The following is an 18,318-nucleotide window of genomic DNA, read 5'->3' as shown; positions in this document are numbered from 1 at the left end:
ACCGTGCTTCTCGCCGTTGATGTCGGCAACACGAACGTGGTGTTTGCCCTGATCGCCGCCGAAGGGGGCGCCGCGCCCCGCATCTGCGCACGCTGGCGCATCGCCACCGACCCGCGCCGCACTGCGGACGAGTACGCGGTCTGGCTTCTGCAACTGCTCGCCATCGAGGGGCACGCGCGGACCGAAATCAATGCGTGCATCATCGGCACCGTCGTGCCCCGCGCACGGCACAACCTTGCGCAGCTAGCCAGCCGCTATTTCGGTGTCACCGCCGAGTTTGCAGGCGAGGGGGAGACGGGATGGCCGATGCGGATAGATTTGCCCGATCCTGCCTCCTTGGGCGCGGACCGGGCGCTGAACGCGGTGGCGGCGCACGCCGAGCATCCGGGCGACCTCATCGTCGTCGATTTTGGCACGGCCACCACCTTTGATCACGTGGCCGCCGACGGAGCATACAAGGGCGGGATCATCGCGCCCGGCATCAATCTCTCGCTTGAAGCGCTGGTTGCCAACACGGCCAAACTGCCGCGGGTGCCGGTGTCACCACCCGCCGGAGCACAGATCGTCGCCCGCACGACGGAGGAGCAGATGCGCGTCGGCCTGTTCTGGGGCTATGTCGCCATGATCGAGGGGCTGGTGACGCGCATGCGGAACGAGATCGGCCGCCCCTGCACCGTCATCGCAACAGGCGGCCTTGCGGTGCTGTTTCAGGAACACACGCGTTTGTTCGACGTGGTGGATGGAGACCTCACCTTGAAAGGGCTCGCCCTGATGGCAAGACGGAACCGGCGATGAAGAACGGCACACCCGAGAACGAGCTTCTTTTCCTGGCGCTGGGCGGCTCCGGCGAGGTGGGGATGAACGTCACCCTCTACGGCTGCGACGGCAAGTGGCTGATGGTCGACCTCGGGATGACGTTCTCCGGCGGACGCTATCCGGGCGTGGATCTGGTGTTCCCCGATCTGGAGTTCGTGGAGGAGCGCCTGTCCGAGGTGGTCGGCCTCGTGATCACGCACGGTCACGAGGACCACATCGGCGCCATCCCTTATCTGGCGGACGAACTCCACCTGCCGATCTACGCCATGCCGTTCGCCGCCGAGCTGATCGCGCGCAAGCTCGCCGAGGCGGGTCTGAGCGACCGGGTGGAGGTTCACGTCATCGACGCCCTCCGCGAGCCGTTCCGGCTCGGGCCGTTCACGCTCACCTTCCTGCCCATGGCGCATTCCATTGCCGAGGCGAATGCGCTGCTCATCGACACGGCCCACGGGCGGGTGTTCCACTCCGGCGACTGGAAATTCGACGCCGAGCCGATCATCGATGAACCGGCTGATCTCGACGAGCTGCGTGCGCTTGGCGACGAAGGTGTGCTTGCGCTGGTCAGCGACTCCACGAACGTCTTCAAGCCAACCCCGAGCGGGTCCGAGGGTGCCGTGTACAAGGGCCTGCTCGAGGAGGTGCGTCGTCATCCGGACAGCAGGATCGTGGTCACCACCTTCGCTTCGAACGTGGCGCGGCTTCAGTCGCTCGGCGAGGTGGCGCGCGAAACGGGGCGGCAGATCTGTGTCGCGGGACGGTCGATCGACCGCATCATCGAGGTGGCGCAGCAACGCGGCTATCTCGTCGGGTTTCCCCGCCCCATCAGCGCCGAGGAAGCCATGCAGCTGCCGCGGGGGCAGGTCATGGTGCTGGCGACCGGCGGGCAGGGGGAGCCGCGGGCGGCCCTCGCGAGAATGGCCGAAGGAACGCATCCGGTCGAGCTGGCAGAAGGCGACGTCGTGCTCTTCTCCAGTCGCCAGATCCCCGGCAACGAAGTCGCCGTCGGTCAGGTCCAGAACGCCTTGGCGGGCCGCGGCATCCGCATGGTCATGGACGATCAGCGCCGCATCCATGTTTCCGGCCACCCCGGACAGCCGGAGTTGAACACCCTCATCGACTGCTTGCGGCCAGACATCCTCGTGCCGGTCCACGGGGAGCTGCGTCACCTCGTCGAGCACGCACGCCTTGGAAAGGCGCGCGGCGTGCCGCACAGTCTCCTTCAGAAGAACGGCGACATTGTGCGGCTTGCGCCCGGCACGCCGGAGGTGATCGCGCGGGTGCGGACCGGCCGTCTGGTGCTCGATGGCGACCTCATCATCCCTGCCGATGGCGATGCCGTCACGGCGCGGCGGCGGCTGGCCGCGAACGGCCTCGTGGTCGTCGTCGCGCAGGAGGATGCGATCCTCGCCGTGCACAGCTTCGGCCTGCCGCTCGACGAAGATCACGAGCAGTTCGTCGAGGAGGCGGTGGCTGACGCCGGCAAGGCGGCGCGTCGACGCGACATCAGGCGCAGCGATGCAGCGGCGCTGCAGGAGGCGATGCGGGTTGCCGTCCGGCAGGCCGCCCGTCGGTGGAGCGGCAAGAACCCGCAGGTGCATGTGATCCAGATCTGAGGCGGCGTCGCTGATGCAGTGGACCTCCATCGTCGCGATTTACATTCTGGTGTGGACGGCCTGTGCCTTCCTCATGCTCCCCTTCGGGGTGCGCACCCATGACGAGCTAAACTTGCGCAAGACCCCCGGCCAGGCCGACAGTGCGCCGGCCAATTTCCGCCCCGGACGTCTGGTCCTGCGGGCAACGCTGCTCGCGGCGGTGCTGACCGGGCTTTATGTCGCCAACTACGTCAACGGCTGGATCGTGGCCGAGGACCTCAACCTGTACAATCCGCCTGCCCTCGACTGAGCGCGAAGCGAACGAGCCGGTCAGCGCGATCAGCGCCGCAGGCGCTCGATCGCCTGAGCCAGCGCGACGTAAAGCTTGCCGATGTCCGAACTGAGCATGGTGACGCCCACATTGTGCCCTTCGCGGGTCGACAGCAGAAGCCGCAGCATGCTCTCGAAGTCGTGGATGTAGCGGTTCACCGTCTCGCGGAAATCCGCATCCTGATGGTAAAGGTCGGCGATTTCCCGCGCCTCCTTTTGCGCCAGCAGCCGCACGGCCTTGCGGCTGAAAATGCCGCGGTCCCCTTTCAGGTAGGCCTGCCATTCAAGGTCGCTCACCTCCGTGGCGAGGAACTTCTCCACGTCGATCGAGGCGGATTGCAGCTGTTCGGTCAGCGCGCTGACCCGGCGCGCAAAGCCGCTGTCCTGTTCCTCCTCGGCCTGCTCGCGCGCCCGGCTCACGCGCGCTTCGAGATTCGCCGTCAGCTCGTTCAGGCGCGCCAGCTGGTCGCGAAGGGCGCTCAACGCATCGTGGCTCCGCGCCGCCGCCTGCGCCAGCGTCGTCTCGATGTGCCGGGCCGCATCCTCGCCCGCGTCGGCGAGCGTACCGGAGAGGTCCTCCTGTGCCCGGCGCGCCAGATCGGCGAACGCGGCGGCGATCCCACCCGAGCGGGCGTCAAGCTCCTGTTTCAGCCGCTCGTCGAACCGCCGGACCAGCTGCTCCGCTTCGGCGTCCACCTCGGCAAGACGCAGTTGCGCGGAGTCATTCAGGGTTGCGCGGAGCTGGTGCAGATGATGGTCGAGGTGTTCACGCGCCTGCGCATGCTGCTCCAGAAGCGCAGCGAGTTCTCCGCTCGCCGCCTTCAGACCGGTTCCGGTCGCGCCGGACACAGAGTGAACGGCCGCGAGCTGCTCCTGCAGCCGGCCTGCCACGTCGGCACTGGTGTCGAGGCGGCGGGCCACGTCATCGGCAACCTGCCTGAGGGACGTGGCAACCTCGAGGCTTTGCGGCGCAAGGCTGCCGACCTGCTCGCCGAGAACGGTGGCGGTGCTGCGGGCCAGATCGAGAGTCTCCTGCCCGGTCCGGGCGGTCACCGACAGAGCGGCGTCAGCCTCCTCGACCAGCTCGCGCAGGGCACCGAGCCTTTCGATGAGTTCCTGCACCGACAGGTCCATGCTGTGACGGGCGGCGCCTGCCTCCTGCGTGACATGATGCAGCGTCTGCTCGGTGCGCTCGGCCGCGTGCAGGACCCGCTCGGCTTCGCGGGTGAGCCCGGCCAGACCTTGCTCCCAGCGTGCCTGGCGGGCGCCGAGGTCGTGGTCGAGCGTGGCGGCCTGTTCACGCAGCGCATCGCTCCAGAGCCCCTGCTGTTCGGCGAGACGGGCGGCGAAACTTTCGGCCTGCTCCTGCACACGCTGTTCGCGCAGCTTCAAGGCGCTGTCGCAGTCCGCCACGGCCTGCCGCAAGCGGCTCATCCGCTGAGCGCTCTCGGCACCGGCCTGCCGCTCCAGCTCCGCCAGCTCGGCCAGCAGCCCGGTCGTCGAGTCCCTGAGCTGATCGAGACGTTGCTGCGCGTGCTGCTCGGCGCGTTCCGCTTCCTCGCTCAGCGCACGGTTGAGCGCCCCGATCTGCTCCCGCGTCGCGTCCATCCGTTCGGCAAGCCGGGCACTGTGCGCGTTCTCGTCTTCGATCAGGCGTTCGTGGTGGCGCACCAGCTCGTCGGTGAGCCGGCCCGTGCGCAGCGTCAGGGCCGCGATCGCCTCGTCCTCGTGAGCCGCCATCGAACGGTGAAGGGCCGATGCCTCGGCCTCGATCGTCCGGAGCCGTTGTTCGGCCAGCGAGGCCAGCTCCCCGACCTGCTCGCGCGCGTCAGAGAAGAGGCGGGCGGCGTGCGACTGCACCTCGTCGAAACGCGCCGCCGCGGCTGATCCCGCCTCCTGAAGGGTTTCTAGTTCCCGCCCGAGATGGTCGATTTGCTCGCTCGCGCTGCGGCCCACATTGCCGATCTGGTTGCTCATGTCGCGGGCGGCGGCGGCGATGACAGGCAGATCCTGTCGCAGCCGGTTCATGTTTTCGAGCGCGGCCGCGCCGACAGTGGCGATGGTGTCGACATGCGCGGCGTTGAACGCCACGGCCTCCTGCAAGGCCCCGGCATGCGACGTGACACGCTCCACCGCGCTACGCCCGATGAAATCGAGTTCGCGCGTCTCGTGACTGAGGAAGTCACGGGCAAGGCTCAGCTCGCGGTTGATGGAGGCGAGACGCTGTTCAAGGAGCACGGCCTGAGTGTCCAGGCTCAGCGAGATGTTCCGGAAGCGGCTCGCCTCGCGAGTGCTGGTGCGCATCAGCAGAAGCCAGCACACCAGCACCAGCATGGGCGGGACAGCCCAGTCGCGCAGCAGGGCCGTCACTTGCGGAGCGGTGATGCCTCCCGCAAGCACCTCGCGCTGAAGGTAGGCGAACAGCGCGGTCCAGAGGAGGATGCCCAACGCGCCGACAACGGCAACCCGCCGGCGGGCGGCGCGGACCGACGGTGTGTCGTCGTGATCAGGCGCCTGCCAGTGCGTGTCGTCGGACGGAACCTCGGACGCAAGCGGAAGCGCATTCCCGTCGCCGCCGGCGGCATCCGGTGCCGGTTCGGCCGCGGAGTCGTCATAGGAGGTGACGGTGCGAAAAGGGCCGCTGCTGCTCATGAGCCGACGCTATCACGGATGCGGGGCCGATAAACCTGTTTTAACCATTCGCCGTTAAGCGGCGTCCTCATGCGCATGCTGCCACGATCGCTGGACACGGCCTTGGCCACCGCCGTTGGCCCTGATCCGGCCCTTCATCGGGAGCTTCGCGACGCCCTGCTCGAAAGCGTCGAGCGGCAGGTGGACCTGCTCAGGCAGGCGCGAGGCGATGCGCACTGGTACACGGTGTCTGCCCGGATCCGGGGTCTTGCGGTGAGCTTCATGGACGAGGATCTGACGACCGTGGCGGATGCGGCTCTGCTCTCCGCACCGGGCGAGCCGGTGGTCATCGACGAATTGACGCGCTGGATCGAGCAGACCCGCGAGGAACCGATCCCCGGTTGACGCCAAGGCATTGGCCGCAATACACCTCGGGCATGATCCGGCAACGCCGCGGACCGCCTGCATGCTGATCGCGCTCCTGTCGCCGAACCGCTCGCTCCATGCGCCGGCGGCGCAGGAAGACGCCTCCACCCTGCTGCTGCTGCGTCAGGCGGCGTGTGCTGCGGCGAGCGGATGCGGCAGGGTGCTGCTGGTCAACGGCACGCCAGGGCAGGCCCGCCTGATCCGTGAACGCACCGGCCTCACCTGCCTCTCCGTCGCCGGAGCGCACGCGATCGCCGACATGGTGACGGCGGACCAGCGGCTGATGGTCTTTGCTTCCGACCTGTGGATCGCCGACGAGCTGCTTGCCAGGGTGGACGCCAGGCACAACCAGATCCTGACCGCGAACGCTGCTGCCGCTATTCCCTTGGGGTTCGAGCGCATCGACGCGCGCCGTGCGTGGGCCGGGATCATGACCGTGCCGGGCACATGCGTGGCAGGTCTCGCAGCGCTCCCGCCCGACAGCGACGCAGCGTCGGCATTGCTGCGCCTCGCCCTGATTGGCGGAACTCCTGATGCGCCGGTCGACCCGTGGCTGGAACTTGGCCAGCTGCACATGCCGCGCAACGCGGGAGAGGTGGCGGCTCTCGCGGAGGCACGGCTGCAACGGTTGAGCCATGACGGCGGCCATACGGCCCCGCTGCAGCGAATGCTCAGAGCCTTGATGCTCCGCGCCATGCTGTCCGGCTGGCACGGGGCGCAGGCGGCGCAGCACCTCACCGTCGCGCTCGTCGTTGCCGGTGTCGGCAGCCTCGCCGCCGTTGCGGTCGGCTCGCCATTTGCCGCTCTGCTTCTTTGCACGATCGCCTTTGCCTTGGCGACATTGCGGAGTTTGGCGCGCGCGTCCGTGCGCAAATCCGGGGAGACGGTTCCTGCACAAGCGGCGTTGTTTGACACACTCGTGCTCGATCTTGTGTTCGCCACTGGTCTTGCAGGGGCGCTGCTTCCCGACGCGGGCGGCGTTCTTGCGGCCTATCTCGCCATCAGCACAGTGGTGCTGATTCATCTCGCCACCGCGCTCGCCTCCCTTCCGCCGGCGGTGCGCGTGGTGCAGGATCGGGTGCTGCTCGGCCTGCTGGCCAGTGGAGCCTATCTCACCGGTCTGCTCGCGCCCGCCGTGGCCCTGCTCGGATCGGCTTTGCTGATCGCCATGTACGCTTACAGGACAGGTGCGCATGAAATGACGACGGGCACCCGGTCGCATGCTAACGGTCCGCATCATGGCCGTGTTCACAGGATCTTCCTCGGCTGGCGCTGAGGACGTCGGCGCATCGGATCGCCAGCATCCGCAAGGTCGCGGCTTCGCTCCTGCCGGTGCCCTGCGTCCGCCCATGGGGGCGCCACCTGTGCCGGAGCAGATCGCCGCACATGTTCTGGCCCTGATCAGCGACCTCGCGACACAGATGATCGACGCCGCAGAGGACGCACGGGGCGGAGGGCTACGTGGCGACAAGTTGGATGCGATGACGTCCGGGCTTCTCTCATGTGAACCTCTCGTCACCCACTGTTTCGGCCTGACCGTTGAGTACCTGGGCAGCGTGCGTCTGAGCGAGGCCGGACACGTCGATGCGCTGATGCCGCCGCTGATCTGCACTGCGCTGGGCACGGAGGAGCGCGACGTCGCCCGCCTTGCCGCGCAATTTGTCCAGGCACAGGCGGAGTTTCTTGGGAACATGCGTCGCATGCGCTTGCCATTTCCACAGCTGCCGGAGCCGCTGCTCGCCCTTCTCATGAACACTGTGCGCGATGTGGCCGGATGCGACGGCACCGCCGACGCGGTGGAACGTCACTGCCGCGCCCGCCACGACGGGAACAGCACGCGCCTTGCCCTCCTTGACCGGCTTGAGCCCGTGTGCGGGACTGCTTCGGCGAAGCAGCGCCTGGAACTTGCCGGCGCCCCATGCTTCGTCGCCCACCTTGCCGCCCTCCGCCGCATTCCGCACGCCGAAGCCGCACCTCTCCTGATGGAAGAGCATGCGGACGATCTGCTTGCCGCGATGCAGGCTGCGGGAGCAGCCGACGAGACGCAGATCAGGACGATGCTCCTTCTGCATGGGCGCTGGCCGCTGGCCTTGCGGGCGGCGTAGCGTCATGACCACCGCAGCAACACGCCGGGTGCCGCTTGCCGAAGGCCTGCGCGACCGCGGCGGTCTGCTGCTCAGCGCCGATCCGCTGATCGCCTCGCTTCAGCGGGACCATGGCGGCGTGATCCCCGGCGCAATCGCGGTGCCCGATCTGGCGGCGCTTGCCGATCAGGCGGTCGATTTGGGCGTGCGTCTCAGCCGCACGGTCCGGGCCTATGCCGGGGACCGCTGCATCAAGCTGTGGGCAGAGTGCGAACCGCTCGCCGACGGCAACGGGTGCAAGATCCGCGTGTACTCGGTCTCGCACGGCGCTCGGCACTTCGATGAGACTGCGCACGCCGACGCCGTGCGGCGCCGGGTCGACATGACGCTCGCGGAAGTGTCCGCGAGGCTGGATCCGCAGCAGAACCTGTGCGCAGTGACCGCACGGGGCAGGGACACGCGCGCCGTCGCCGCGGCGATGCGCGGCGGAATCGGGCAGCCCTGGTTCCGGTTCGTGCGCCTCGTTCACGGACAGGATCCTCTCCTCACGCCGTGGCAGGTTCTTGACGGCGCCGAATGCGAGATCCCGGGCTCGGAGCGTCGCTGGACGATCCGGCTCGATGAAATCACGATTGCCGGGGTCGCAAAGGGTTTCGACCTGCACCTTGTGCCGCAGACGGCGCTCGTCGACGAGAGCGACACGGAGGACGGGTTCGATCGGGAGGCGATTGGATCCCTGCTCGTCCCCGCGTTGGCGACGCCGGTGGATCGCATTGCGGCCAATGCCGCTCTCACCGCGCGGCGCCTGCGCGGCCCCCTGCCGGACACCTACAGCCAGTATGCGGCCAACATCGTGGAGGCGGTGCAGCATCTGCGCTCCATGCTCGCCGCATTGGATCTGCCGGATGAGGTCGACAGCGGGGAATTGCCGCAGGGCGCCACGGTGGATCTCTTCGCCGTGTGCCAAAGCGCGGCGCAGATGCTCGCTGGAGAAGCAGACCGCCGCGGCATCAGGCTGGCGGTGGCCGCTTCATCCCCTTCGCTCGTGGCACAAGGCGATGAGCGGCGCGTGAGGCAGATCGTCCTCAACCTGCTCGCCAACGCGATCAAGTATGGTCCCGCCCGGTCGACTGTGCAGATTTCGGTCGCACGGGCCGCCGGTGTCGCCAAGGTCAGCGTGACGGACGAGGGGGCGGAACTCGCCGCGAGCGCGAAGGAACGTCTTTTCCGCCCCGGAGAGCGCCTCGGTCGGCAGGATCAGCCGGGCAGCGGGCTGGGGCTGTTCGCGTCACGCCGCCAGGCCGAAGAGATGGGCGGCAGACTGGCCATCGACGAGACGGGCGGAAACGGCACACGTTTCACCCTGACGCTGCCGCTCCCGCACGCCGGCTGACAGTCGCCAGCCGGCGGCCGTGCGGCGTCAGCGCGAGCCGATCGGCACGTAGTCCCGCTCCGTCGGGCCGGTGTACAGCTGACGCGGACGGCCGATGACCTGGTCCGGGTCGGAAATCATCTCATTCCACTGCGCCACCCAGCCCACCGTGCGGGCAAGCGCGAAGAGCGCCGTGAACATGGTGGTCGGGAAGCCGATGGCCGACAGGATGATGCCGGAGTAGAAGTCCACATTGGGGAAGAGCTTCTTTTCGCGGAAATAGTCGTCGTTCAACGCGATTTCCTCAAGCCGCAGCGCCGTTTCGAACACGGGATCGTCGACCTTCAGCGCGTCGAAGACCTCGCGCACCGTCTTCTGCATCACTGTCGCGCGGGGGTCATAATTCTTGTACACGCGATGGCCAAATCCCATCAGGCGGAACGGATCGTTCTTGTCCTTGGCGCGGTCGATGTAGTGCTGGATACGGTCGGGGGTGCCGATCTCGCGCAGCATGTTGAGTGCGGCCTCGTTTGCGCCGCCATGCGCCGGACCCCACAGGCAGGCGATGCCCGCCGCGATGCAGGCGAAGGGATTGGCGCCGGAGGAACCGGCCAGCCGCACCGTCGATGTCGAGGCGTTCTGTTCGTGGTCGGCGTGCAGGATGAAGATGCGGTCCACCGCCTTCTCCACCGCCGGGTGCAGGTCGTACTCCTCTGCGGGCACGCCGAACGTCATCCGGAGGAAGTTGCCGGTGTAGCTCAGCGAGTTGTCGGGATAGAGGAACGGCTGTCCGATCGAGTACTTGTACGCCATCGCGGCGATGGTCGGCATCTTGGCGATCAGCCGGTGCGAACTGATGATCCGGTGCTCGGGATCGGAGATGTCGGTGCTGTCGTGGTAGAAGGCGCTCAGCGCGCCGACAACCCCGCACATGATCGCCATCGGGTGCGCGTCGCGGCGGAAACCCCGGTAGAAGGTCGCCAGCTGCTCGTGCAGCATGGTGTGGCGGGTGATGGTCCAGGTGAACTCGTCCAGCTCCTGCTGCGACGGCAGTTCGCCGTTCAGCAGCAGATAGGCGACTTCCATGAAGGAGGAATGCTCGGCCAACTGGCCGATGGGATAACCGCGATGCAGCAGCACCCCCTGCTCGCCGTCGATGTAGGTGAGGGCGCTTTCACAGCTCGCCGTCGACTTGTAGCCGGGATCGTAGGTGAAGCAGCCCGTGTCGCCGTACAGTTTTCGGATGTCGATCACGTCGGGGCCGCAACTGCCCGACAGAACGTCGTATGTGCGTTCCTTGCCGCCGACAGTCAGCGTGGCCTTGTTCTCAGACACGAGCATCTCCTCCATCCGTTGCGAGGTGGTTCTGTGGGGCGCCCGGCGCAAGATGCGCGCGGATGCGGCGCATCGACTCCTCGCGGCCCAGCAGGACGAGGACATCGAAGATGCCGGGCGAGGACGTCGTGCCGGTCAGCGCCGCGCGCAGCGGCTGCGCCAGCTGGCCGAGCTTGAGGCCGGCTCCGGCGGCCGCCGCGACGAGCGCCGCCTCGAGCGAAGCGCCGTCCCAGTGCGTGCTGGCGAGCGCCTCCGCGGCGATGCCGAGATGCCGCCGACCGTCGCCCGAGAGCAGCGCCTCAGCCTTGTCGGTCAGGTCGCGCGGCTCGCCGGCTGCAAGGAAGCGGGCGCCTTCGGCGAGTTCGTTGAGGTTCCTAGCGCGCACCTTGATGAACGGCATGGCCTGCACCAGCAGGTCACGGGCCACCGGCAGCTCGAGCCGCTCTGCCACGAGCGCGGCTAGCCGGGCATCGTCGGCCTCGCGCAGGTAATGCCCGTTGAGATGTTCGAGCTTGCGCAGGTCGAAGCGTGACGGGCTGCGGCCGACACCCGAGAGATCAAACAGGCGGATCGCGTCCTCGCGGCTGATCTCCTCGGTGTCGCCATGCCCCCAGCCAAGTCGCAGAAGGTAGTTGAAGAGCGCCTCCGGAAGGATGCCGAACTCGTCGCGATAGGCTTCGACACTCAGGGCGCCATGACGCTTCGACAGCTTGGCACCGTCACTGCCGTGGATCAGCGGGATGTGGGCGAAGACCGGATCGGGCCAGCCGCCCTCGACCGCGTCCATGGCCCTGAACAGCGGCAGCTGGCGGAACGCGTTGTTGAGGTGGTCGTCGCCGCGGATGACGTGGGTCACGCCCATGTCGTGATCATCGACCACGACGGCCAGCATGTAGGTCGCCGTCCCGTCCGCGCGGAGCAGCACGAAGTCGTCCAGTTCGCTGTTGGCGACCGTGACCTCGCCCTGCACGGCGTCGGCGATGGTGGTGCAGCCCGAGCGCGGCATCCTGATCCGCACGGTGAACGGGGTGTCCGGGGCGACATGCGCGCTGTCGGCGTCGCGCCAGCGGCCGTCATAACGGATCGGTTGCCGGGCCGCGCGCTGCTGCTCGCGCATTTCGGCCAGCTCCTCGGGCGTGGCATAGCAGCGGTAGGCGTGACCATGCTCCAGCAGCTTCAGCGCCACCTCCCGGTGCCGCTCGCTGCGCGTCGACTGGAACACGACCGGCCCGTCGTGGTCGAGGCCGAGCCATGCCAGACCGTTGATGATGGCGTCGACCGCCTCGGGCGTCGAACGCTTCTGATCGGTGTCCTCGATCCTCAACAGCGCCGTGCCCGCGTGATGGCGCGCAAAGAGCCAGTTGAAGAGCGCCGTCCGCGCGCCGCCGATGTGGAGAAAGCCGGTGGGTGACGGGGCAAACCGCGTCACCACCCTGCGGGACGAGAGTGTCACGATGGGCGCCAATCTTTACCGTCTGTTCGTCCGCGACAGTTCAGAACCCCGGTCATGGTCATGATCCAATCGGCGGAAGCGGGGCATCATGCTGCATTGCAGCGCTCTTGGCCGACGCCGGACTCTTTGTCCAGATGCGCCGACGCGGTCGACGACTTCCTCCTCAGGCAGGACACGGCGCGGGGACCATGGCTGGTGCTGATGGTGGCGGCGGGCATCGCCGCGTGGTTTCTCCTGCCGGACCGCGCCGCGTGGCTGCTGTGGTGTGCGGCCCTTGCAGGGGGTGCAGGTGCGGCGTGGCTGCACTGGCGCGGGCGCGAGAACCGCCGCGCGCTGCTGCTCGCCGGGGTCAGCGCGCCGCTTCTCTGTGCCGCGGGAACGGGTCTCATGTGGCTGCGTTCGGAGGTGGTCGGCGCCGCACCTATCGGGGCTCCGCAGGTGGGCATCTATGCGGCCAGCGTCCTGACCCGCGAAGAGCAGCCGGCGCAGCAACGCGTCCGGCTGACCCTGGCGACGAGAGACGCACGCGACGGGCGGCTGATCAAGGTCCGGCTGAATGTTCCGGAGGCGATGGATCAGCCACTCCTGCGCGAAGGCGCGCGCGTCACTGTCCGGGCGCGCCTCATGCCGCCCGCCGAGCCGATGCTCCCCGGTGCGTACGACTTCGCCCGCGCGGCGTGGTTTGCGGGGCTGGCCGCAACCGGCACCGCGCTGGAGATCATGGAGGTGCAGCCGCCCCCAGTCCGACAGGCGAGGAGACTGGCGGAAACGCAGCGCGCCCTGTCGGCCCATGTGCGAAGCCGGGTCGAGGGTTCGTCCGGCGCGATCGCCGCCGCCTTCGCCAGCGGGGACCGCGGCAGCATCGCCGCTGCCGATGACGAGGCCATGCGCGACGCCGGCCTGACGCATCTGCTCTCGATCAGCGGCCTTCACGTCAGCGCCACCATCGCGGCCGCCTACTTCGTGATCGCGCGTGTCCTGGCGGCGGTGCCGCCGCTTGCGCTGCGCATCAGGGTTCCGCTTGTGGCGGCGTTCGGGGGCGCGGTGAGCGGCGTGGGATACACCCTGCTCACCGGAGCCGAGGTGCCCACGGTGCGCAGCTGCCTTGCCGCCCTGCTGGTGCTGGTCGCGCTGATCCTGGGGCGGCAGGCGCTGTCGATGCGCATGGTGGCCATGGCCGCCGCCGTCGTCATGGTGCTGTGGCCCGAACAGGTGGTCACGCCGAGCTTCCAGATGAGCTTTGCCGCGGTGATTGCGATCGTCGCCCTGCACGGATCCGCTCCCGCCCGGGCATGGCTCGCGCCGCGGGCCGAGCCGCTGCATCATCGGGCGGGGCGCAACATGGTCGCGCTGTTCACCACCGGCCTCGTGATCGAACTGGCACTAATGCCGATCGTGCTGTTCCATTTCCAGCGCGCCGGCCTTTACGGCGCGCTGGCAAACGTCGTGGCGATCCCGCTGGTGACATTCTGCGCCATGCCGTTCATCGCGCTCTCGCTGCTGCTCGACGTCGCGGGGCTGGGCGGGGTGACATGGCCGCTCGTGCAGTGGTCGCTCGACACGCTGCTCGGACTCGCGCATTTCACCGCCGCGCAGCCTGGCGCCGCCCGCCTGCACCCGCACATGGGCGTTGGTGTGGCCCTGACCTTCGCGGCAGGGCTGGCGTGGCTTGCCCTGTGGCAGGGGAAGGTCCGGCTGTTCGGTCTGCTGCCGGTGGCGCTGGCTGCCACAGCGACCGTGATGATGTCGCCGCCCGACCTGGTGGTCACGGGCGATGGCCGCCACGTCGCGGTGCGGAGCGACACAGGGGAACTCCTTACGCTGCGGAACACGCGGTCCGACTACGTTGCCGAGCATCTGACCCGTCTCGCGGCTGTGGACGGCACGATGTCGTCCCTGACGCAGTGGCCGGGCGCGCGGTGCAATGCGGATTTCTGTGCCGCCGAGCTGCGCCGCGACGGACGCGTGTGGACGATGCTGCTCGCCCGCTCGGACCACCGCGTCGACGCCGACGCGCTTGCCGCCGCCTGCGGCGCAGCGGACATCGTTGTCGCGCCCCGACGCCTGCCGCGCTCCTGCCAGGCCCGCTGGCTGACGATCGACCGGCGCATGCTTGAGCGCACCGGCGGCGTGGCCGTGCACCTCGCGCAGAAGCGGATCGTTCAGGTCCGCACGCCCGGCGCCGCTCACGGATGGAGTGCGCCCCCAAGCGCACAAGGTCAATTGTAGCGCCGCAGCAACCCTGCCAGCCGTCCCTGCACCTTCACCTGATGCGGTTCGTAGACCTGCGGAGAATAGCTGGCGTTGGCGGGATCAAGCCGGATCCGGCCCCGTTCGCGGCGAAGATACTTCAACGTCGCTTCCTCGTCGTTCACCAGCGCCACAACGATTTCACCGTCGCGCGCGGTGTCGGTGCGCCGGATGAGAGCATAGTCACCGTCGAGAATGCCGGCCTCGACCATGGAATCTCCGGCGACTTCAAGGGCGAAATGCTCGCCGGGGCCGAGCAGCGCTGCCGGAACGCTCAGACTCTGGCGGTCCTCGATCGCCTCGATCGGCACGCCGGCCGCGATCCGCCCGTGCAGCGGCAGTTCGATGGTGTCGTTCGCCGGCTCGTGGCGGATGTCCCTTGCACCCTTCAGCACGGCCGCAGGGGTGGCCGCTCCGGCGCGGGACATCTCCGGCATCCTGAGCACCTCGAGCGCGCGCGCCCGGTTCGGCAACCGTCTGATGAATCCGCGCTCCACCAAGGCGGTGATGAGGCGGTGAACTCCCGACTTGCTCTTGAGGTCGAGCGCCTCCTTCATCTCCTCGAACGACGGCGACACGCCGGTCGCGTCTAGGCGACGCTGGATGAAGAGGAGAAGTTGGTGCTGTTTGGCGGTCAACATCAGTCGTGATCTCCAGTCGTCCGGCCAGGACTGTGCGCCCACACGCACCATCATGCGAACGAATGAAGAACAACTAAGCAACCATCGGCGTGAGGTCAAGACAAAGCAACGAAACGGGGCCGGACTGCCGCAGCCAAAGATCGGCTGCATTGGCCTCGCGTGCTGCCGTGCGTCCTTAGCCGCGCAGCAGGCGGGTGGTTGCGGCTGCCAAATCCGCTTGGCGCATCAGCGCTTCCCCGACGAGGAAGGTGCGGACACCCGCATTTTCCAGGCGTTTGAGGTCGGTGTGCGCGTCGATGCCGCTCTCCGCGACCACAGTGCGGGTGGATGGAACCAGAGGCGCCAGCCGCTCCGTCACGCAGAGATCCGTCTTGAACGTGCGCAGGTCGCGGTTGTTGACGCCGATCAGCGGGCTGCGCAGATCAAGCGCGCGGGCAAGCTCGTCCGCATCGTGCACCTCGACAAGCACGTCCATCCCATGCTCTTCCGCCGCATCTTCGATCTCGTGCATGGTCGTCTGGTCGAGAGCGGCGACGATGATGAGGACCGCGTCCGCGCCGAGGGCGCGGCTTTGCGCCACCTGCCACGGATCGACGAGGAAGTCCTTCCGCAGAACCGGCAGACCGCATGCCGCCCGCGCCCCGCGCAGGTGGTCGTCCGCGCCCCCGAAGTAGGAACGGTCGGTCAGCACCGAAAGGCAGGCCGCTCCGCCCCGTTCATACTCCCTTGCATGCGCTGCGGGGTCGAAACGCTCGCGGATTACGCCCTTCGAAGGGCTCTTGTGCTTGATCTCGGCAATGAGGCCGTAGCCGTCCTGCGCAGCCGCCCGGAGCCTCCTGGCAAACCCCCGCGGCGGATCGGCGTCCGCACACCGCCGAGCGAGTTCGCCGTATGGCTGCCGCGCTCTGGCTTGCACAACCTCCTCGCGCTTGGTCGCACAGATTTCGCGCAGCATGTTCATGGCGCGACATCCCGCGCCAGATCGATCCACTGGTCAAGCAGCCGGGCGGCTCTTCCGCTGTCGAGAGCGTCCTCGATCATGCTGCGCCGCTCGGTCCAGCCGTCTCCGCGTCCGGCGACGGCGAGGGCGGCCGCGCCGTTGAAGACGATGGCGTCGCGAAAGGCATCCTTCGTTCCGGCCAGAACCGCGCGCAGCCGCTCGGCGTTGTGACGTGGATCGCCGCCCCTGATGGCCGTGACCGGCGTTCGGGGCAGGCCGACGACGCCGGCGTCGAGGCGTCGCATCTCGAACGAGGAGCCGCGGACCTCGGCAACCTCGTTGCCACCGGCAAGGCTCAATTCGTCCAGCCCCTCGTCGCCCGACACGATCATGGTGAAGGCGCTGTTCAGTTGCGCCTGCGCTTCGGCGTAGATGGGCACATAGGCCGGGCGCGCGATGCCGATCAGCTGCCGCTCGACCCCGGCCGGGTTGGACAAGGGACCCATGAGATTGAAGATCGTCCTGCGGCCCAGCCGGCGGCGGATCGGCTGGATGCGGCGCATCGCGGGGTGATGGTTGGCGGCGAACAGGAAGCAGATGCCGAGGCTGGCCAGCGACTGTTCGGCAGAGCGACCGGCGGCATCCATGTCCAGACCAAGCTGCTCGAGAGTGTCCGCCGCGCCCGATCGCGACGAGGCAGCCCGGTTGCCGTGCTTGGCCACCGGCACGCCCGCCGCCGCCACGGCGAGACTCACCCCGGTCGACACGTTCAGGGTGTGGTGTCCGTCGCCACCCGTCCCGCAGACATCGATGGTCCCGCTCGGCGCAGCGATGCGGATCATGCGTGCCCGCAGCGCCCGGGCTGCGCCGGCGATCTCGGCGGCGGTCTCGCTTCGCTCGGTCAGACCGATCAGAAAGGCGCCGATCTCGTCCTCGGGGATCGACTCGTCGTCCAGCAGGCGGCCGAAGACATCCTCCGCCTGCTCCACGTCCAAGTGCTCGCCAGGATCGGGGAGACTGCTCACCCCGAGACGCCACAAGGCTGCTCGCCGCACAGGGCGAGGAAGTTGGCGAGCAGCTGATGGCCGTGCTCGGAGGCAATGCTTTCCGGGTGGAACTGCACCCCGTGGATCGGCAGGGTGCGGTGACGAAGCCCCATTACGGCTTCGCCGGGAAGGCCGGGCGTGGTGCTCGTCGCGTTGACCACCAGCTCGTCGGGAACGGCATCGACGACAAGCGAGTGGTAGCGCGTTGCGGTGAAGCCGTTCGGCAGCCCTGCAAAAAGACCGGTCCCGTCATGGGCGATGGCGCTTGTCTTGCCGTGCATGAGCGCCCCGCGCACGACGGTGCCGCCGAACGCCTGGCCGATGGCCTGATGCCCGAGGCACACGCCCAGGAGCGGGCGGGACTCCTGGGCGCAGGCGGCCACGACATCCAGCGTGATGCCGGCATCGTCGGGTGTACCGGGCCCAGGAGAGATGAGGATGCCCGCAGCCCCGCTGCCCAGCGCCTGCGCCGCGGTGAGCGCGTCGTTGCGCGCGACCTCGACGGCCGCGCCCAGTTCCTGAAGGTAGTGGATGAGGTTGAAGGTGAAGCTGTCGTAATTGTCGATGACCAGGATCATTCGCCGCTTTCCTGCCGGCGCTCGACCACGATCATGGGGCCGAGCGGCGCGCCGGCGTCGAGACGCCCGTTGGCGGGGCTCCACAAGGCCGAAACCGGGCCGTCGAGATGGAGAGCATCGCTCACCGCGAGCTTGTCGCGGTAAAGACGGGCAAGCTTGCCGAAGCTGACCGGAGCGTTGCTGATGACGAAATGCGCGCGTCCGTCCTTGTCCGTGCCCACCGCGCTGCGCACGAGGCGGTCGGGGCCGTCCGCCGCCATGCGCGGGTGCAGGCGGCCGGCGATGACGAGCATCGGTCCTGACTGGGTGCCGAACTCGGGCCTTTGCGACACGTTGGCGAGGAAATCGGTCGTCGTGCGCACCTCCCACTTCTCGCCGGACCCGAAGAACACCCCGTTGGGCGTCATGAAAAAGTCGCCTTCTCCCGTTTCGGTGTTGAGCGGCTGGAGTCGCTGCGAGGCTTCGACGAAGTAGCCGACGGGGACGCCCTGGTCGTCGAAACTGCCGCCGTTGATGGCAAAGGCGACCGGCGGCGCGTCCGGCGCGCGGCTCGCCGCCAGCGCCTCGAACCCGCGCAACGGGCCGGCAGGGCCGTTGAGGGCGGTGGTGATGCGATGCCGGTCCGGCACCGCCAGACAATGGGTGAACGGCGTGTTTTCGAAGATGATCGGCCGGCACGAGGATTCGACCTGCGCGTTGAGGGGGGGCGGCACGTCGTTCGCCGGCTCGCTCGACGAAACGGCGCCTTCCGCGTCGGCGCGGATCGTGGTCCTCACCAGCGGGTCGCCGGCCGGCTGCTGCTCGCAGGCAGAGACAGCGCACAA

The 18,318-nt window shown here is 68.2% G+C and carries 16 protein-coding genes; 8 read left to right on the top strand and 8 right to left on the bottom strand.

From position 1 onward, the window contains the following. Positions 1-3: 3 nt before the first annotated feature. Genes ETO60_RS07340 through ETO60_RS07330 form a run of 3 tightly spaced genes read left to right on the top strand, consistent with a single transcriptional unit; the run spans position 4 to position 2,718 of the window. Positions 4-795: a type III pantothenate kinase gene (locus tag ETO60_RS07340; RefSeq protein ID WP_130004193.1), complete on the top strand. Its 792-nt coding sequence runs from the start codon at positions 4-6 to the stop codon at positions 793-795. Further along, positions 792-2,429, top strand: a complete 1,638-nt coding sequence (locus ETO60_RS07335; RefSeq protein ID WP_130004191.1) for a ribonuclease J — start codon at positions 792-794, stop codon at positions 2,427-2,429. Before ETO60_RS07340 ends, ETO60_RS07335 begins: the two co-directional genes overlap by 4 nt. Positions 2,430-2,442: 13 nt before the next feature. Further along, positions 2,443-2,718: a DUF1467 family protein gene (locus ETO60_RS07330; RefSeq protein WP_130004189.1), complete on the top strand. Its 276-nt coding sequence runs from the start codon at positions 2,443-2,445 to the stop codon at positions 2,716-2,718. A 29-nt stretch (positions 2,719-2,747) separates the two neighbouring features. Here the strand turns inward: ETO60_RS07330 and ETO60_RS07325 are convergent, their stop codons facing one another. Continuing rightward, positions 2,748-5,390, bottom strand: a complete 2,643-nt coding sequence (locus ETO60_RS07325) for a coiled-coil domain-containing protein (protein WP_130004187.1) — start codon at positions 5,388-5,390, stop codon at positions 2,748-2,750. A gap of 75 nt (positions 5,391-5,465) precedes the next feature. Between ETO60_RS07325 and ETO60_RS07320 the strand changes: the two genes are divergently transcribed. The 4 genes from ETO60_RS07320 (at position 5,466) to ETO60_RS07305 (ending at position 9,272) form a co-directional block, all read left to right on the top strand. Further along, positions 5,466-5,774 (top strand): Hpt domain-containing protein, encoded by a 309-nt coding sequence (locus ETO60_RS07320; RefSeq protein WP_234026382.1) that lies wholly within the window; start codon positions 5,466-5,468, stop codon positions 5,772-5,774. A gap of 61 nt (positions 5,775-5,835) precedes the next feature. After that, complete coding sequence (locus tag ETO60_RS07315; protein ID WP_130004183.1) at positions 5,836-7,071, top strand: hypothetical protein; 1,236 nt, start codon at positions 5,836-5,838, stop codon at positions 7,069-7,071. Beyond that, the gene (locus tag ETO60_RS07310; RefSeq protein ID WP_130004181.1) at positions 7,034-7,900 is read left to right on the top strand and encodes a hypothetical protein; all 867 of its coding nucleotides are present in this window, start codon (positions 7,034-7,036) and stop codon (positions 7,898-7,900) included. The genes ETO60_RS07315 and ETO60_RS07310 overlap by 38 nt, the downstream gene beginning before the upstream one ends. A gap of 4 nt (positions 7,901-7,904) precedes the next feature. Further along, positions 7,905-9,272, top strand: a complete 1,368-nt coding sequence (locus tag ETO60_RS07305) for a sensor histidine kinase (RefSeq protein WP_130004179.1) — start codon at positions 7,905-7,907, stop codon at positions 9,270-9,272. 27 nt (positions 9,273-9,299) lie between these two features. On the opposite strand, the gene ETO60_RS07300 is transcribed toward ETO60_RS07305, so the two are convergent. Further along, positions 9,300-10,592: a citrate synthase gene (locus ETO60_RS07300; protein ID WP_130004672.1), complete on the bottom strand. Its 1,293-nt coding sequence runs from the start codon at positions 10,590-10,592 to the stop codon at positions 9,300-9,302. Beyond that, positions 10,579-12,039: a glutamate--tRNA ligase gene (gene gltX / locus ETO60_RS07295; protein ID WP_390612646.1), complete on the bottom strand. Its 1,461-nt coding sequence runs from the start codon at positions 12,037-12,039 to the stop codon at positions 10,579-10,581. The genes ETO60_RS07300 and gltX overlap by 14 nt, the downstream gene beginning before the upstream one ends. Before the next feature lie 126 nt (positions 12,040-12,165). Here gltX and ETO60_RS07290 point away from each other — a divergent pair, with 126 nt between their 5' ends. Next, complete coding sequence (locus ETO60_RS07290; protein ID WP_234026381.1) at positions 12,166-14,268, top strand: ComEC/Rec2 family competence protein; 2,103 nt, start codon at positions 12,166-12,168, stop codon at positions 14,266-14,268. Here the strand turns inward: ETO60_RS07290 and lexA are convergent. From lexA to ETO60_RS07265, 5 genes are all read right to left on the bottom strand, one after another. Continuing rightward, a complete protein-coding gene (lexA, locus tag ETO60_RS07285) occupies positions 14,259-14,930 on the bottom strand; it encodes a transcriptional repressor LexA (protein WP_130004175.1) in 672 nt (223 codons plus the stop codon). The two genes, ETO60_RS07290 and lexA, sit on opposite strands and share 10 nt — an antisense overlap. 175 nt (positions 14,931-15,105) lie before the next feature. Continuing rightward, positions 15,106-15,891 (bottom strand): indole-3-glycerol phosphate synthase TrpC, encoded by a 786-nt coding sequence (gene trpC / locus ETO60_RS07280; protein ID WP_130004173.1) that lies wholly within the window; start codon positions 15,889-15,891, stop codon positions 15,106-15,108. Further along, positions 15,888-16,895, bottom strand: a complete 1,008-nt coding sequence (trpD, locus tag ETO60_RS07275) for an anthranilate phosphoribosyltransferase (protein WP_130004170.1) — start codon at positions 16,893-16,895, stop codon at positions 15,888-15,890. The genes trpC and trpD overlap by 4 nt, the downstream gene beginning before the upstream one ends. Beyond that, positions 16,892-17,494, bottom strand: a complete 603-nt coding sequence (locus tag ETO60_RS07270; protein ID WP_130004168.1) for an anthranilate synthase component II — start codon at positions 17,492-17,494, stop codon at positions 16,892-16,894. Before ETO60_RS07270 ends, trpD begins: the two co-directional genes overlap by 4 nt. Next, entirely contained in the window at positions 17,491-18,270 is a 780-nt protein-coding gene (locus tag ETO60_RS07265; RefSeq protein ID WP_234026380.1) for a phosphodiester glycosidase family protein, read from the bottom strand. Before ETO60_RS07265 ends, ETO60_RS07270 begins: the two co-directional genes overlap by 4 nt. Positions 18,271-18,318: the final 48 nt, after the last annotated feature.

The sequence above is a fragment of the Qipengyuania thermophila genome (genome assembly GCF_004153605.1).
Taxonomy (GTDB): domain Bacteria; phylum Pseudomonadota; class Alphaproteobacteria; order Sphingomonadales; family Sphingomonadaceae; genus Qipengyuania_B; species Qipengyuania_B thermophila.
The sequence above is the reverse complement of the archived record's forward strand: the minus strand, read 5'-3'. Positions and strand labels throughout refer to the sequence as shown.

Excerpts from the sequence above, each read along its gene's own strand:
- ETO60_RS07335 (WP_130004191.1), top strand. The coding sequence starts at position 792 with ATGAAGAACGGCACACCCGAGAACGAGCTTCTTTTCCTGGCGCTGGGC.
- ETO60_RS07330 (WP_130004189.1), top strand. The coding sequence starts at position 2,443 with ATGCAGTGGACCTCCATCGTCGCGATTTACATTCTGGTGTGGACGGCC.
- ETO60_RS07325 (WP_130004187.1), bottom strand. The coding sequence starts at position 5,390 with ATGAGCAGCAGCGGCCCTTTTCGCACCGTCACCTCCTATGACGACTCC.
- ETO60_RS07320 (WP_234026382.1), top strand. The coding sequence starts at position 5,466 with ATGCTGCCACGATCGCTGGACACGGCCTTGGCCACCGCCGTTGGCCCT.
- ETO60_RS07315 (WP_130004183.1), top strand. The coding sequence starts at position 5,836 with ATGCTGATCGCGCTCCTGTCGCCGAACCGCTCGCTCCATGCGCCGGCG.
- ETO60_RS07310 (WP_130004181.1), top strand. The coding sequence starts at position 7,034 with ATGGCCGTGTTCACAGGATCTTCCTCGGCTGGCGCTGAGGACGTCGGC.
- ETO60_RS07305 (WP_130004179.1), top strand. The coding sequence starts at position 7,905 with ATGACCACCGCAGCAACACGCCGGGTGCCGCTTGCCGAAGGCCTGCGC.
- ETO60_RS07300 (WP_130004672.1), bottom strand. The coding sequence starts at position 10,592 with ATGCTCGTGTCTGAGAACAAGGCCACGCTGACTGTCGGCGGCAAGGAA.
- lexA (WP_130004175.1), bottom strand. The coding sequence starts at position 14,930 with ATGTTGACCGCCAAACAGCACCAACTTCTCCTCTTCATCCAGCGTCGC.
- trpC (WP_130004173.1), bottom strand. The coding sequence starts at position 15,891 with ATGAACATGCTGCGCGAAATCTGTGCGACCAAGCGCGAGGAGGTTGTG.
- ETO60_RS07270 (WP_130004168.1), bottom strand. The coding sequence starts at position 17,494 with ATGATCCTGGTCATCGACAATTACGACAGCTTCACCTTCAACCTCATC.